This window comes from Streptomyces sp. NPDC007929 (assembly GCF_042959065.1).
Lineage (GTDB): Bacteria > Actinomycetota > Actinomycetes > Streptomycetales > Streptomycetaceae > Streptomyces.
In genome coordinates this window covers 797558-811198 of record NZ_JBIBKD010000001.1, presented here as the reverse complement: position 1 = coordinate 811198, position 13641 = coordinate 797558, and the positions used below count along the sequence as shown (strand labels likewise).

Annotated in this window: 14 protein-coding genes and 1 pseudogene; 5 read left to right on the top strand and 10 right to left on the bottom strand. The window is 72.5% G+C overall.

The genetic code is table 11. The features are described 5' to 3' along the window. Positions 1-3 precede the first annotated feature (3 nt). The 3 genes from ACFZDE_RS03710 to ACFZDE_RS03700 are packed head-to-tail and all read right to left on the bottom strand — an operon-like array spanning position 4 to position 3251. Positions 4-2346: a SpoIIE family protein phosphatase gene (locus ACFZDE_RS03710; RefSeq protein ID WP_390990348.1), complete on the bottom strand. Its 2343-nt coding sequence runs from the start codon at positions 2344-2346 to the stop codon at positions 4-6. A 60-nt stretch (positions 2347-2406) separates the two neighbouring features. After that, entirely contained in the window at positions 2407-2874 is a 468-nt protein-coding gene (locus ACFZDE_RS03705) for a redoxin domain-containing protein (protein WP_391197044.1), read from the bottom strand. Beyond that, on the bottom strand, positions 2871-3251 hold the full coding sequence (locus ACFZDE_RS03700; RefSeq protein ID WP_391197042.1) for a DoxX family protein: 381 nt from the start codon (positions 3249-3251) through the stop codon (positions 2871-2873). Before ACFZDE_RS03700 ends, ACFZDE_RS03705 begins: the two co-directional genes overlap by 4 nt. A 77-nt stretch (positions 3252-3328) precedes the next feature. Between ACFZDE_RS03700 and ACFZDE_RS03695 the strand changes: the two are divergent. The 3 genes and pseudogenes from ACFZDE_RS03695 to ACFZDE_RS03685 all read left to right on the top strand — a co-directional run. Then, a pseudogene (locus tag ACFZDE_RS03695) lies at positions 3329-3628 on the top strand (MarR family transcriptional regulator); the annotation flags it as partial. A gap of 205 nt (positions 3629-3833) precedes the next feature. Next, on the top strand, positions 3834-4814 hold the full coding sequence (gene ligD, locus ACFZDE_RS03690) for a non-homologous end-joining DNA ligase (protein WP_391197460.1): 981 nt from the start codon (positions 3834-3836) through the stop codon (positions 4812-4814). A 142-nt stretch (positions 4815-4956) separates the two neighbouring features. Beyond that, complete coding sequence (locus tag ACFZDE_RS03685; protein ID WP_391197040.1) at positions 4957-5733, top strand: NPP1 family protein; 777 nt, start codon at positions 4957-4959, stop codon at positions 5731-5733. A gap of 61 nt (positions 5734-5794) precedes the next feature. Here ACFZDE_RS03685 and ACFZDE_RS03680 read toward each other — a convergent pair whose 3' ends face one another. The 3 genes from ACFZDE_RS03680 to ACFZDE_RS03670 form a co-directional block, all read right to left on the bottom strand. Beyond that, positions 5795-6406, bottom strand: a complete 612-nt coding sequence (locus tag ACFZDE_RS03680; RefSeq protein ID WP_391197038.1) for a TetR family transcriptional regulator — start codon at positions 6404-6406, stop codon at positions 5795-5797. Between the two features lie 61 nt (positions 6407-6467). Continuing rightward, a complete protein-coding gene (locus ACFZDE_RS03675; protein ID WP_391197036.1) occupies positions 6468-7184 on the bottom strand; it encodes an ATP-binding cassette domain-containing protein in 717 nt (238 codons plus the stop codon). Next, entirely contained in the window at positions 7181-8308 is a 1128-nt protein-coding gene (locus tag ACFZDE_RS03670; protein ID WP_391197034.1) for an ABC transporter permease, read from the bottom strand. The genes ACFZDE_RS03675 and ACFZDE_RS03670 overlap by 4 nt, the downstream gene beginning before the upstream one ends. Positions 8309-8597: 289 nt before the next feature. Between ACFZDE_RS03670 and hemC the strand changes: the two genes are divergently transcribed. Further along, the gene (gene hemC, locus ACFZDE_RS03665; protein ID WP_391197032.1) at positions 8598-9533 is read left to right on the top strand and encodes a hydroxymethylbilane synthase; all 936 of its coding nucleotides are present in this window, start codon (positions 8598-8600) and stop codon (positions 9531-9533) included. A gap of 24 nt (positions 9534-9557) precedes the next feature. Here hemC and ACFZDE_RS03660 read toward each other — a convergent pair whose 3' ends face one another. The 4 genes from ACFZDE_RS03660 to ACFZDE_RS03645 form a co-directional block, all read right to left on the bottom strand. Further along, positions 9558-10079: a hypothetical protein gene (locus ACFZDE_RS03660; protein WP_390990366.1), complete on the bottom strand. Its 522-nt coding sequence runs from the start codon at positions 10077-10079 to the stop codon at positions 9558-9560. 193 nt (positions 10080-10272) lie between these two features. After that, positions 10273-11244 carry an ABC transporter permease gene (locus tag ACFZDE_RS03655; RefSeq protein WP_391197030.1) on the bottom strand — a complete coding sequence of 324 codons (972 nt, stop codon included), beginning with the start codon at positions 11242-11244 and terminating at the stop codon, positions 10273-10275. Beyond that, on the bottom strand, positions 11204-12085 hold the full coding sequence (locus ACFZDE_RS03650; RefSeq protein WP_391197028.1) for an ATP-binding cassette domain-containing protein: 882 nt from the start codon (positions 12083-12085) through the stop codon (positions 11204-11206). The genes ACFZDE_RS03655 and ACFZDE_RS03650 overlap by 41 nt, the downstream gene beginning before the upstream one ends. After that, entirely contained in the window at positions 12082-12537 is a 456-nt protein-coding gene (locus ACFZDE_RS03645; protein WP_391197025.1) for a MarR family transcriptional regulator, read from the bottom strand. Before ACFZDE_RS03645 ends, ACFZDE_RS03650 begins: the two co-directional genes overlap by 4 nt. Positions 12538-12815: 278 nt before the next feature. Between ACFZDE_RS03645 and ACFZDE_RS03640 the strand changes: the two genes are divergently transcribed. Continuing rightward, positions 12816-13607: an RNA polymerase sigma factor SigF gene (locus tag ACFZDE_RS03640; RefSeq protein WP_097214716.1), complete on the top strand. Its 792-nt coding sequence runs from the start codon at positions 12816-12818 to the stop codon at positions 13605-13607. The last annotated feature ends 34 nt before the right edge of the window (positions 13608-13641 follow it).

The window sequence follows — 13641 nt, the reverse complement described above, 5'->3', positions numbered from 1 at the left end:
CGGTCAGAACAGCGGTGTGAGGGACTGTTCGCACCAGATGGTCTTGCCCCGGGTGGTCTGCCGGCTGCCCCAGCGCTGGGTGAGCTGGGCGACCAGCAGCAGGCCGCGGCCGCCCTCGTCGTCCTGGTGGGCCCGCCGCAGGTGCGGGGAGGTCGAACTGCCGTCGGACACCTCGCAGATGAGGGTCTGGTCCCGGATCAGGCGGAGCTGGATGGGCGGGGCGCCGTAGCGGATGGCGTTGGTGACCAGTTCGCTGACGACGAGTTCGGTGACGAAGGCCGTCTCGTCCAGGCCCCAGGCGGTGAGCCGCTCGGTGGCGGCCTGCCGGGTGGCGGCCACCTCCGCGGGGTCGGGCGTGACGTCCCAGGTGGCGACCTGGTCGGCGCCCAGCGCCCGGGTCCGGGCCAGCAGCAGGGCCACGTCGTCGCTGGGCTCCTCCGGCAGTACGGCCTTCAGCACGGTGTCGCACAGGGCGTCCAGCGACTCGGCGGGCGCGGTCAGGGCGCGGCACAGTTCGTCGGTGGCGTGGTCGACGTCGCGGTCGCGGTCCTCGACGAGGCCGTCGGTGTAGAGGGCGACGACGGAGCCCTCGGGCAGCTGGAGCTCCGTCGCCTCGAAGGGCAGGCCTCCCACGCCCAGCGGGGGGCCCGCGCTCATGGGGATCAGCCGGGCGGATCCGTCGGGCAGCACCAGGGCGGGCGCGGGGTGCCCGGCGGCGGCCAGGTTCAGCCGGCGGGTGACGGGGTCGTAGACGGCGTAGAGGCAGGTCGCGCCGAGCTCGGCGACCTCGTCGCCCTGGTCGTCCGAGGCGAGATGGGTGACCAGGTCGTCGAGGTGGGTGAGGAGCTCGTCGGGCGGCAGGTCCACGTCGGCGAGGGTGCGCACGGCCGTGACGAGCCGGCCCATGGTGGCCGTGGAGGGGATGCCGTGCCCCACGACGTCCCCGACGACCAGCGCGACGCGGCTGCCGGACAGTGGGATCACGTCGAACCAGTCGCCGCCGATGCCGGCCGCCGAGCCGGAGGGCAGATAGCGGTGGGCGACCTGGACGGCGGCCTGACCGGGCAGGCCCCTGGGCAGCAGGCTGTGCTGGAGGGCGAGGGCGGTGGTGCGCTCGCGGGCGAAGCGGCGGGCGTTGTCGACGCAGACCGCGGCCCGGCTGGCGAGTTCCTCGGCGAAGACGGCGTCGTCGTCGCCGTAGTCGTCGGGCTGGGCCACGCGCACCGCCACGGCGACACCGAGCGTGGTGCCGCGGGCCCGCAGGGGTACGGCCATCATCGAGTGGACGCCCTTGCGGTAGGGGCGTCCTTCCGGGGCGCGTGAGTTGCGCTCGGCGACCCAGCGCATGAACGCGGGCTCCCCCGCCTGGCTGATGATGGCCCGGCCCTCCCGCATGGCCCGGGCGATCGGCGAGAAGGAGGGGTAGACGTCCACCTGTCCCACGTGGACGGCCGCCTCCGGCGTGCCTTCGGTGACGGAGCCGTGGGCGACGCGCCGCAGTGTGATCTCCTCGGCGGCACCGGTGGGCGCCTCGTCCGCGCCGAGGACCCAGTCGAACAGGTCCACGCTCGCGAAGTCCGCGAACCGGGGCACCACGACCCCGATCAGTTCCTCGGCGGTGCGGACCACGTCCAGTGTGGTGCCGATGGCGGCGGCGGCCTCGTTCAGCAGGGCGAGCCGCTGGCGGGCCCAGTACTGCTCGGTGCTGTCGAACGCGGCCAGGGCGGTGCCCACGAGTGCGCCGGAGGCGTCCCGGACCGGCCACATCTCCGTGATCCAGGCGTGCTCCCGGTTGAGGGCCGGCGCCCCGGTGTAGCTCTCGTAGCGCAGCGGCCGGCCGGTCTCGACGACGTGCCGCAGGTGCCAGTTGAAGCCGCGGCTGTGCTCGGCCTCCTCGACGGTCTCGGGGAAGTGCCGGCCGAGCAGGGTCTCCTCGGACACGCCCATCACATGACAGGCGGCGTCGTTGAGCCGCAGGTAGCGCTGACTGGTGTCGAAGACGGACATCGACATCGACGCCTGCTGGAAGGCCTGGCCGGCCAGCGAGGTCTCCCCGCGGCCGGGCGGCGCCGCGGTGATCACGTATCCGCTCGCCCGGCCGTCCGGGCCGGTGACGGCGCAGGCCGTGACCCGTAGCCCGACGAGATAGCCGTCGCGGTGCCGGACCATGACCGTGCCGGACCGCGCGGTCACGGCCTCGGGCGGCACGGCGTCGGCGAGCAGTTCCCGGGCGGCCCGGCCCACGGCCTCATGGGCCGGATAGCCGGTCAGTCGCCGGGCACCCTCGCTCCACCCCGTCAGAATGCCGCGGGCGTCGATGATCGCAGCAGCGGCGGCGTCCTCCATTCGTCCAGGATCATCCCTTTGCGGCCTGCTATCAACCGCGGCGCCGCGATCGTGACGGTGTCAGGCCCGATGGGCGCGCAGCGCGGTGAGCGCACGGTCGGCGTGCGCGTTCATGCGCAGTTCACTGCGGACGACGTCGAGGACGGTGCGGTCCTGGGCGATGACGAACGTGCAGCGCTTGGTGGGCGCGAGGGAGAAGCCGCGCTTCACCCCGAACCGCTCACGGACCGCGCCGTCGGCGTCGGACAGCAGCGGCATGCCGAGGCCGTGCTGTCCGGAGAACTCCTGCTGGCGTTCGACGTCGTCGCCGCTGATGCCGACGGGGCGTGCGCCGACGGCGGCGAACTCGGCGGCGAGATCACGGAAGTGGCAGGCCTGGGCGGTGCAGCCGGGGGACAGGGCGGCCGGGTAGAAGAAGAGCACCACGGGGCCCTCGGCGAGCAGCTCGGTCAGGCTGCGGACCGTGCCGGTTTCATCGGGCAGGGCGAAGTCCTCGACCGTGTCCCCGGTCTCCACGCGCGCGCTCACGACCTGCCCTCCGCGTTCCGGGCGACGCCGCGGGCCCACAGCACGAGGGGCACCTGAAGGGGCAGGCGCCCGAAGGCGGCGGCCTTCTGCGGGGTGGGGCGGTGGCGCCAGTCGGCGGCCATCTTGACGTTGGCGGGGAACACCCCGACGAAGAAGGCGGCCGTGGCCAGTGCGGCGGCCTTGCGGGTGCGCGGCAGCGCCAGACCGGTGGCCAGCGCGAGCTCGGCGGCGCCGCTGGCGTAGGTCCAGGCCCTCGGAGTGCCGGGCAGCCCGTGCGGGATGGTGGCGTCGAACGGGCGTGGGGTGGCGAAGTGCGCGACACCCGCCGTGGCCAGCAGGCCGGCGAGCAGCAGGGGCGAGCGTTCGGACCGGGACACGGTTCCTCCTCTGAAGACCTGCCGCGCATTATTACCGTTCGGTATACCGATCGGTTCGCGGGGTCCCCGGTGGGCCGGTGGTGGGTGCCCGGCGTGCAGCCGAGACAGCGGCGGAAGACGTCGACGAAGGCACCGGCGGAGGACCCGCCGTCGCGCTGCTCCGCCAGATCGCCGACTCCGAGCCGCTGCGGCCCGGGGAACCGGCGGCTCGGCTGGGCGTGGAGGCCTCGCACGTCACGCGCACGGTGCAGCAGTCACCGAAGTCCGAGTACGTCACCCGCGTCCCCGCCCCGGACGACCGCCGCGCCCAGCGCAGCGAGCTCACCGACGCCGATGTAGAGGCCGTCGCCGCGGTTCGTGCGGCCGGGGTCCGCGGGCATGCAGAGGGCCGCCGCCAGGGCCATCAGCCGCTCATGCCGGCGGGCGCGTGTGCTCAGGTAGGTGATGCGGGTGAGCGCGCGCTCGATCTCCTTCGACCAGCATCTCGTTGCGTAGCTCAACTGAATCGGGGCGGGGGCGCCGTTCAGGGGAAGCCGGTCGCGAACACGCGTGAGCGCCGCCCGGCTCGTCGACACCTCACCCGTGGACCTGCCGCTGATCCCGCCCATGCTCGCCACGTCCGGCACCCTGCCGCCCGCGGCGCAGGACTCGCGCTGGGCCTACGAGACCAAGCAGGACGGCCAGCGCGTGGTGGTCTATCTGCCCGGGGACGGCGGCCTCCTGCTGCGCGCCCGCTCGGGGGACGACATCACCGCCGCCTACCCCGAGCTCAGGCCGCTGGGCACCGCGCTGGGCACCACACCCGCCGTACTGGACGGCGAGGTCATGGCCCTGGACGACCGGGGTCGCGCCAGCTTCCAGTTGCTCCAGTCCCGGATGGGCCTGGCGCACGCACCCGCCAGGGCCGCGCGGCGGGCCGCGGAGGTCCCGGTCCATCTCGTGCTGTTCGACCTGATGCACCTGGACGGCCGATCGCTTCTCCGGCTTCCCTACGCCCGGCGGCGCGCGGCGCTGGAGGACCTCGGGCTCTCCGGCCCGTCCTGGTCGACCCCGCGCGCGCTCGTCGGACACGGCGCCGAAGCCCTGCGCGCCACCCGGGAGCACGGCCTGGAGGGTCTGGTCTGCAAGCGGCTGGACTCGGTGTACGAACCGGGCGTCCGCTCCCGGGCCTGGATCAAGATCCGCAACATGCGCACCGAGGACGTCCTGGTCGGCGGCTGGCAGCCCGGCAAGGGGCGGCTCACCGGCCTGCCCGGCGCGGTGCTGGTCGGACAGCGCGCCGCGGGCCGTCTGCGGTACGTCGGCAGCGTCGGCACCGGCTGGAGCGAGGCCGAACGCACGGAACTGGCCGGGTTGCTGCGGTCCGCCGCGACCGACGTCTGCCCCTTCGACCCTCCGCCGCGCGCCCCGGGTGCGCACTGGGTCCTGCCCCGCCTGGTCGGCGAGGTCCGCTACAGCACCCGCACCCGGGAGGGACTGCTGAGGCAGCCGTCCTGGCTGCGGCTGCGGCCCGACCTGGCACCCGAGGAAGCGGCGGCGGACATCCCGGACGACCTGGTCTGAAACGGCGGCGGACGACCAACCGCCGGGCCGATATTCACCGTTGAGATCCTCCTCCCCTCTTGGCATGAACGCGTTCAACCTGGAAGCTGAACCCCCCTTTCCCCCACAGCCGTTGGGCTGCGCCCGGACCGAGGAGGACGCAGTGTCGTCACGCCCGATCGCCCACCACCGCAGGAGATGGCTCGCCGGAGCGGCCGGTGCCGCCATTCTCGTCCTCGCCACCCCGGCGACCGCCTTCGCGGCCCCGCCGCCGGCCCTGCCCACCAACGCGGACGCGCTGGAGCTGACGTACCAGCCCGCCTACGACTACGACACCGACGGCTGCTACTCGAGCCCCGCCGTCGGCCCGGACGGCGCCGTGAACGGCGGGCTCAAGCCGACCGGAGCCCTGAACGGCAACTGCCGGGACGCCTCCGACCTCGACAACACCAACGGCTACGCGCGCTCCAAGTGCAACAACGGCTGGTGCGCGATCCTGTACGCGCTCTACTTCGAGAAGGACCAGGCCGTGGCCGGCAGCAGCATCGGCGGCCACCGGCACGACTTCGAGCACGTCGCGGTGTTCGTGCAGGACAACCAGGTCAAGTACGTGTCGACGTCCGCCCACGGTTCGTTCGACGTGCACGCGGCGTCCGCGATCCGCTTCGACGGCACGCACGCGAAGATCGTCTACCACAAGGACGGCATCGGCACGCACTGCTTCCGCGCGGCCAACGCGGGCGACGAGCCGCCGGAGAACCACAAGCGCACCTGGCAGTACCCGGCACTGGTCGGCTGGAACGGCTACCCCGCCGGGGTGCGCGACAAGCTCACGTCGCACGACTTCGGCAGCGCCAACTTCGGCCTGAAGGACGGCAACTTCGCCAACCACCTGGCCAAGGCCAAGCCCTCCGGCATCCCCTTCGACCCGTACGCCTGACGCCTTCGAGTCCGGCCGGGTGCCGTCCCAGGGTGCGCGGCCGGACGTCGAGCACCGGGCTTCAGGCCCCTTCCTCCGTTGCGCGGGCGGTGCTGCCGGCGGGGGTGAGGCAGCGGCGTACGAGTGCGAGGGCGCGCTGGGTGACGGTATCGACAGGAGTGCCGTTCTCGACGGCGGCCAGGGCGGTGTGCAGCATTCCGGCGATCAGGTCGGCCGTGAGCGCGGGGTCAGGAGCGCCGAGCTCCCGGACGGCGGCGCGGAACGGTTCGACCTGTTCCAGGTGGAGTTCTATCAGTCGCTGCTGGCAGGCCGGGGGAAGACCGGCGTTCATGAGGGCGACGGCGGGCCGGTGTGCGCCTTCGGCGCCCAGGCGGAGGCTTTCCCGGAAGAATGCCTCGACGCGTTCCAGTGGGCCGTTCGCGGTGGCCATGGCGCGGGTGAGTGCCTCGTTGGAGCGCCGGAAGGCTTCCTCCGTGATGGTGGCCAGGAGGGCTGCCGAGGAGTCGAAGTACTGGTAGACGCTGGAGCGGGCCAGGCCCGCGCGGGCGCCGACCGCCGCCGGTGTGACGGCGGCGGCGCCCTCGTTGACCAGGATGTCGATCGCCGCCCCGATCAGCGCCTCGCGTTGCTGGGCACGGTGCTCGGCGACGGTGGAGGCGTTGATCTTCGGCATGCGGGGCGGGCTCCTGGGGGTGGACAGGGTCCGGGAGTGCGGTGCCGGTCGGCGGCCCCCGTCAGGACAGGCGGCCGTCGACCATCTCGTACACCCGGTCGGCAGCGTCCATTATCGCCGTGTCGTGGGTGACCATGACCGTGGCCGTGCCGCGCTCATGGGTCTGCTCGGCGATCATCCGCACCGCCTCGGCGGACCGTACCCGGTCCAGTGCCGAGGTGGGCTCGTCCACGAGCAGGACGGCGGGGGAGGTCATCAGGGCGCGCGCCAGGCCCGCGCGCTGGCGCTCGCCGCCCGACAGCTGGTGCGGTCGGCAGCCGGCACGGTGGGTCAGTCCGACGGCTTCGATGAGTTCGTCGGCGCGGGCCCGGGCAGTGGTGTCGAGGCGTCCGTCGATGTGCAGGGGCAGCAGGAGTTGTTCCCTGACGGTGAGGGAGGCCAGCAGGTTCGACTGCTGGAAGACGAAGCCGATGTGGCGCAGACGGGTGGCGGTGCGCTGCTTGTCCGAAAGGGCGGTCAGTTCGGTGCCGGCGATGCGCACGGTGCCCGAGGTGGGGCGCTGGAGGCCGCCGGCGACGGCGAGGAGGCTGGACTTGCCGGATCCGGAGGGTCCGACGACGGCGACGAACTCACCGGGGGCGACGGTCAGGCTGACGTGGTCGAGGGCGGTGACGGCGGTGTCGCCGTCACCGAGGGTGAGAGTGACGTCGTTCAGACGCAGCCCGCCGGGCTGGTCGGCGGCGGTGGCGGCCTGGTGGTCGGTGGCGGGTGTGGTCATCGGGTGGCTCCCAGGGCGGTCAGGGGGTCGACGGCGGTGATGCGGCGTACGGCGACGACAGCGCCCACGGTCCCGAGGGCGATGAGGAGGCCGGATGAGGTCGCGATGGCCGGGGCGGAGAGGGAGAAGGGGGCCTTGCCGATCATCGCGCTGCCCAGGGCCAGGCCGATGGCGGTGCCGAGGGCCGTGGCTGCGACGAGCACGGCGATGACCTGGGCGAGCGCGTCGCGCAGGATGTACCCGGTGGGGGCGCCGAGCGCCTTCAGCAGGGCGATCTCGGGCTTGCGCTGGACGGTCCAGACGGTGAAGAACGCACCGACGACCAGGGCGGAGATGACGTACAGGAAGCCCTTGATCAGGGCCATGGTGCTCGACTCGGCCTCGTAGCCGGGGGACGCGTTGTACGTGGCCTCCTTGGTCTCGGCGAGGGTCCCGGTCGCCTTCTCCACCGCGGCGATGTCGGCGCCCGGCTTCAGGGTCAGGGCGACGGCGGTGGCCTGCCGGCCGGCGGCCTCGGGCAGGTCACCGGGCAGGCCGTAGTGCAGATGCCGCCAGGTGTCGAGGTCCGCGTAGACGACGCCGATGTGGCCGTAGGAGACGGTCTCGTCGACCAGTCCCACGACCTTCAGCCGCACCCCGCTCTTGTCCGCGGTCAGCACATCGCCGACCGCCACGCCCAGGTCGGCGATCTCCCGGGTGATCACGATGCCCGCACTGCCCTCCTTCAGGCCCGCACCGTCACTGGGACGGGGTGCCATGGGGGAGTCCGGTGCCATGCCGAAGACGGCGAGGTTGACCTGCTCGCCCTTCTTGGCGCCCTGGGTCACCTGGGCATTGGCCAGGGTGTTCCCGAACGGCTCCGCGCGCTCCACTCCCGGGGTCCTGGACCATGCCTGCCAGTCCTCCTGCTCCACGGTCGAGCGGGAGAACTGATCGCTGGTCGCCTTCTCGTCGAAGGCCATGTGGGTCACGGGCAGCGCGCGCAGCCCGGATATGCCGGCGTCCGCCAGACCGGAGGCAAGCCCGGACAGCAGCACACCGAGTACGGCGATGAGCGCGACCACCGCGCCCATGAGGGCGAAGCGACCGCGGGCGAAGCGCAGATCGCGTAGGGCAAGGAACACGGAGCTCTCCGAGGGAAAGGGAAATGAGGGCACGGCAGGACGGCCACATCGCCTCTTTGCCTAAAATTGACGACGTGAGTGTCGGCATCTTATCGAAGGTTGCCGACACACCCGTCGGCATGTTGTGTCGCGTACGCCACCCGAACCCTTTCCTGCCGCTCGGCCGGAGCCGGTGCCGGGACGGCGGCTCTGTCGAGGCGCTCCACTCACGTCCGAACTGACGCCCGGCACCCGGCAGTCGGAGGAGGTACGGCACGAACGTGTCCGCGGAAGGGTCTATCGTGTCCGCATGTCCGTCCCCGAACTGATTCGCATCGTCTCCCGCGACTCCCCCATGGCCCTCGCCCAGGTGGAGCGCGTCCGGGCCGAGTGGGCCGCCGCCCATCCCGGAGTGCGCACCGAGGTCGTGCCGGTGAAGACCACCGGCGACAAGTGGATGGGGGATCTCTCCCAGGTCGAGGGCAAGGGCGCGTTCACCAAGGAGGTCGACGCGGCGCTGCTGGCCGGGGAGGCCGACCTCGCCGTGCACTGTGTGAAGGACGTGCCCGCCGACCGGCCGCTGCCGGCGGGGACGGTGTTCGCCGCGTTCCTCAAGCGGGACGACATCCGTGACGCCCTGATCCACCCGGGCGGGCTCACCCTGGACGAGTTGCCGGCCGGGACGCGGATCGGCACCTCCTCGGTCCGCCGGGTGGCGCAGCTGGCCGCCACGCATCCGCACCTGGACTGCGTGCCGTTCCGCGGCAACGCCAACCGGCGTCTGGCGAAACTGGCCGCCGGGGAGGCGGACGCCCTGCTGCTCGCGGTGTCGGGCCTGGAGCGCATCGGCCGCGAGGACGTGATCAGCGAGATCCTCTCGACCGAGACGATGATGCCGCCCATCGGCGCGGGCGTGCTGGCGCTGCAGTGCCGTGAGGACGACGCCGCGCTGATCGACGCGGTGAGCGGTCTCGGCGACCCGGACACCTACCGGGAGACCACCGCCGAGCGGATGTTCCTGCATGTGCTCCAGGGGCACTGCAACAGCCCGATCGCCGGGTTCGCACAGGTGGACCGCAGCGGCGAACTGTCCCTGCGGGCCTGTGTGTTCACCCCGGACGGCAAGACGCGCCTGAACGCCCACGAGTGGGCGGGCCGCCTCGACCCGGCCACGCTGGGCACCTCGGTCGCCGTGGCCCTGCTGCGTCAGGGCGCCCGCGAGATCATCGACGGCATCCCGCACTGACCTCCGCGACGCCCTGACGACGGATCAGGCGGTGCCTTCCTCCGCCTGATCCCGCAGGAAGACGCTCACCTGGTGCGCCAGGCTGTCCCGCACCGCGCCCTGCTGGCCGCCGGCGGCTCCTTCGTGCGCCCCGATGCCGCCCGCCCACAAGCGGCGGGCGGTCCACTCCTCCTCGACGCGCAACTGCACCTGGACGTCCACGAGGCTCAACAGGGCCTCGGCACCGGCCGCGTACAGCACGGCGGTGGCGCGGCGCAGCGGGTAGACGTCGAAGCCCTCGATGAACTGCGAGTTGCGCCAGTCGATGAAGGCGCTCTCGCCGTCCGGGCCGAGCCGGACGTCGATCTGGCCGTCCTCGAGGTGGACGCCGAGGTGACGGTTGCCGCGGTTCTCGACCGTCACCCGGAGGCAGAAGTACGTCAGTCCGTCGGCGGCGTCGTCCCGGCCGCGGGGCGGCTCGGCCGGTTCCAGACGGTGGACGCGGACGCGCAGGCCGGCATGCTCGTCGTACTCCTGCCAGTCCCCGACCACGTTCGGCTCGTACACGCTGCACCCTCTCGACCTCTGGAAGCTTGCTTCCTATCTGTGGTCTCAGCGCACTGTCAAATGAGCAGAATGCGCTGTGGCCAGGCAGTTCATCCGTTTTGATCGGTGATCAAGCCGTGCCCAGCGGTTATCCGCACACACGCGGGGAAAGCGCTTGCACCGGCGTGCCGCACATCACTTCCACGGGTGAAGATCAACGGGCCAGACGGCCCAGCAGGGCCGAGGCCGTCGTGACGCCGAGCGCCGCCGCCACACACAGCACCGCGAAGTCGGACACCAGATGGTGAGGGGTGCCGAGCAGGAGCCCGCGCAGGGCGTCCACCTCGTAGCTGAGCGGGTTGGCCTTGCTGACGGCCTGGAGCCAGCCGGGCATCACCGACACCGGGTACAGGGCGTTGGAGCCGAAGAACAGCGGCATGGTGATCGCCTGGCCGATGCCCATGAGGCGGTCCCGGCTGAGGACGATGCCGGCGATGGTCATCGACAGACAGGAGAAGAAGACCGAGCCGAGGACGACGATCGCGGCGACGGCGAGCAGCTTGAGGGGGTTCCACGTCAGGGCCACGCCGAGCACGGCGGCGATGAGGAGCACGACGACGGCCTGGACGAGCGACTTCACCCCGGCCGCGAACGCCTTGCCGGTGATCAGCGCCGACCGCGGGGTGGGGGTGACGAGGAGCTTGTTGAGGACGCCGGCGTCACGCTCCCAGATGATCTGGATGCCGTAGAAGATGGCGATGAACATCGCGGACTGGGCGATGATGCCGGGCGCCAGGTAGTCGACGTAGGGGATGCCGCCGGTGGGGATCGCCTTGATCCGGGTGAACGTCTGACCAAAGATCAGCAGCCAGAGGGCCGGCTGGACCGCGCGGGTGTACAGCTCGGTGCGGTCGTGGCGCAGCTTCTGCAGTTCGACCGCGCACATCGCGCCGACGCGGGCAGGCAGCAGCCGCCGGCCCGTGCGGGGCTGCGGGGGTTTCAGCAGCAGGTCGATGCGGGGTGCGGGGGCGTCAGCCGACCCGGCGGGCGCGGGGGCGAGGGCGGGGGCCGTGTCAGCCGACCTGGCGGGCGGTGCGAGGGCGGGGTCAGCCGACCCGGCGAACGGTACTGGGGCGGGGGCCGGGTCAGCCGACCCGGCGGGCGGTGCGGCGGGTGTTTCGGACATCGCGGAAATCTCCTGCCTCGTCGTCGAGACCGCTGCCGGCCACGTCCCGGAAGACGTCCTCCAGGGTGGGCAGCGCGGCCGGGGCCGCGCCCGCGGCGCGGCGGCGGGCGCCGAGGCCCTCCCTCAGCTCGGCCGGGGTGCCGAGGGCCCGGATCCGGCCGCGGTGCATCAGGGCGACCCGGTCGCAGTACTGGTCGGCCTCGTCCATGTAGTGGGTGGTGACGAGCACGGTCATGCCGGTGGCCGCGCGGACGGCGCCGATGCGCTCCCACACGCCGGTGCGGGCGATCGGGTCGAGGCCGATGGTGGGCTCGTCGAGAATCAGCAGCCGTGGGGCGCTGACCAGGGCCTGGGCGAGTTCGAGCCGGCGGACCATGCCGCCGGAGTAGGTGGCGGCCAGCCGGTCGGCGGCGTCGGTGAGGTCGACCGCCGCCAGGGCCTGGGCGACGCGCTCGGCGCGTTCGGCGCGGGGCACGTCGTAGACCCGGGCGAACAGCGCGACGTTCTCCCGCCCGGTGAGCCCGGCGTCCGCGGACAGCTGCTGCGGCACATAGCCGAGCAGGCGGCGTACGGCCATGCGCTCGCCTGCGGCGTCCCGGCCGAAGACGCGGACCGTCGCGGCGGGCACGGGCAGCAGGGTGGTGATGCAGCGGATGGCGGTGGTCTTGCCGGCGCCGTTGGGTCCGAGCAGCCCGAAGACCTCGCCCTGCCGGACGGTGAGATCGAGTCCGTCCACGGCGTTGTGGTCGCCGAAGGCGTAGCTGAGGCCGGTGCAGGCGACGGCGTCCGCCGGGGGCGAGCCGGTCCGGTCGATCCGGGGTGGGGCGGTGTCGGGCGTCATGATTCCCCGGCCTCCTCGTGCAGGGTTTCGGCCAGCTTGCGCAGGGCCGGGATGGCCTCCTGAAGTGCTCGGCGGTCCGGCTCGTCGAGGCGCGACACATGGCGGCGTACGAGCTCGGCGCGGCGCCGGCGCCACTCGCGCAGCCGTGTTCCGGCGGCGGGGGTGGGCAGCAGCCGGGCGGCCCGCCGGTCGGCCGGGTCGGTCTCGCGGACCAGGTAGCCCGCCTTCACCAGCTGGTTGACCAGGGTGGACACCGAGTTGGCCGCCAGACCGAGGTCCTTGGCCGCGTCGGAGATGCCGAGGCCGGGCCGGGTCACGACCAGGCGGAGCAGCTCCACCTCGGCGCCGCGCAGCCGCGGGTCGGGCATCTGCCGTCGCAGGCGCCGCCGGATCAGCCGCTGGACGCCGACCAGCGCGTCGGCCAGCTCTTCGGGGAAGGTCTCCGGCTCCATGCGGCCGAGATTAGCTCTGTGACAGAGGTAATCGGCCCAAGGCGGGGTCAAGTGAGGTCAAGAGACAGCCTCGAAGGAGAGCGCGTCCGCGAGAGCGCGTCCGCGAGAGCGCCCACATCCCCCAAATGCCGTATTGTCTGAATTGTCAGTGCTTCGGACAGGAGGCACGCGCGTGGGGAGCCGGTCGCCCGGGCCCCCGGTGCCTTTCCATGAGGTCCGAGGCCGCGTTTCCCACGGTGTCTGTCCATACTCAGCACCTGCTCAGGGAGGTACGCACCATGCGTATCGCCGGCAGCACCCGAACGCACCCCCACGACGACGCTCCCGACACCGCCGCGGCGTTCGCGCGACTCGCGCGACTGCCCGAGGGGCCCGAGCGCAAAGCCCTGCGGGACGAGCTGGTCGAGGCCTGGCTCCCCATGGCCGAGCGGATCGCCGTCCGCTTCCGGGGCCGCGGCGAGGCCCTGGAGGACCTGTACCAGGTGGCGGCCCTCGGCCTGGTGAAGGCGGTCGACCACTACGACCCGGCCCGCGGCAACGCCTTCGAGGCGTACGCGGTGCCGACCGTCACCGGCGAGATCAAGCGCCACTTCCGCGACCACATGTGGACACTGCACGTGCCCCGCCGGGTCCAGGACCTGCGCAACCGGGTGCGGCACGCGTCCAAGGAGCTGTCGCAGACCACCCCGGGGCGCTCCCCCACGGTCGCCGAGATCGCCGAGTACGCCCAGCTGACCGAGGGCGAGGTGCGCACCGGCATGGAGGCGCTCGAGTGCTTCTCCGCGCTGTCGCTGGAGGCGGAGATGCCCGGGACCGACGGGTACGCGCTCGGCGACGCGATCGGCGGGCCCGACCCGGCCTTCGACATCGTCGTCAACCGCGTGGCCGTGCGGCCCTGCCTGGAGGCGCTGCCGGAGCGCGAGCGGATCATTCTCTATCTGCGGTTCTTCAAGGGCATGACGCAGAGCCGCATCGCGGAGCAGCTCGGCATCTCACAGATGCACGTCTCGCGGCTGCTGAGCAGCTGTTTCGCCCATCTGCGCGAGGAGCTGCTGGCCGAGGCCCGGTGAGCCCGCGCAAGCCGCCGACCGGGGGCCGGTGAGC

Excerpts from the sequence above, each read along its gene's own strand:
- ACFZDE_RS03650 (WP_391197028.1), bottom strand. The coding sequence starts at position 12,085 with ATGACGCCCGACACCGCCCCACCCCGGATCGACCGGACCGGCTCGCCC.
- ACFZDE_RS03675 (WP_391197036.1), bottom strand. The coding sequence starts at position 7,184 with ATGACCACACCCGCCACCGACCACCAGGCCGCCACCGCCGCCGACCAG.
- ACFZDE_RS03640 (WP_097214716.1), top strand. The coding sequence starts at position 12,816 with ATGCGTATCGCCGGCAGCACCCGAACGCACCCCCACGACGACGCTCCC.
- ACFZDE_RS03680 (WP_391197038.1), bottom strand. The coding sequence starts at position 6,406 with ATGCCGAAGATCAACGCCTCCACCGTCGCCGAGCACCGTGCCCAGCAA.
- ACFZDE_RS03645 (WP_391197025.1), bottom strand. The coding sequence starts at position 12,537 with ATGGAGCCGGAGACCTTCCCCGAAGAGCTGGCCGACGCGCTGGTCGGC.
- ACFZDE_RS03710 (WP_390990348.1), bottom strand. The coding sequence starts at position 2,346 with ATGGAGGACGCCGCCGCTGCTGCGATCATCGACGCCCGCGGCATTCTG.
- ACFZDE_RS03655 (WP_391197030.1), bottom strand. The coding sequence starts at position 11,244 with ATGTCCGAAACACCCGCCGCACCGCCCGCCGGGTCGGCTGACCCGGCC.
- hemC (WP_391197032.1), top strand. The coding sequence starts at position 8,598 with ATGTCCGTCCCCGAACTGATTCGCATCGTCTCCCGCGACTCCCCCATG.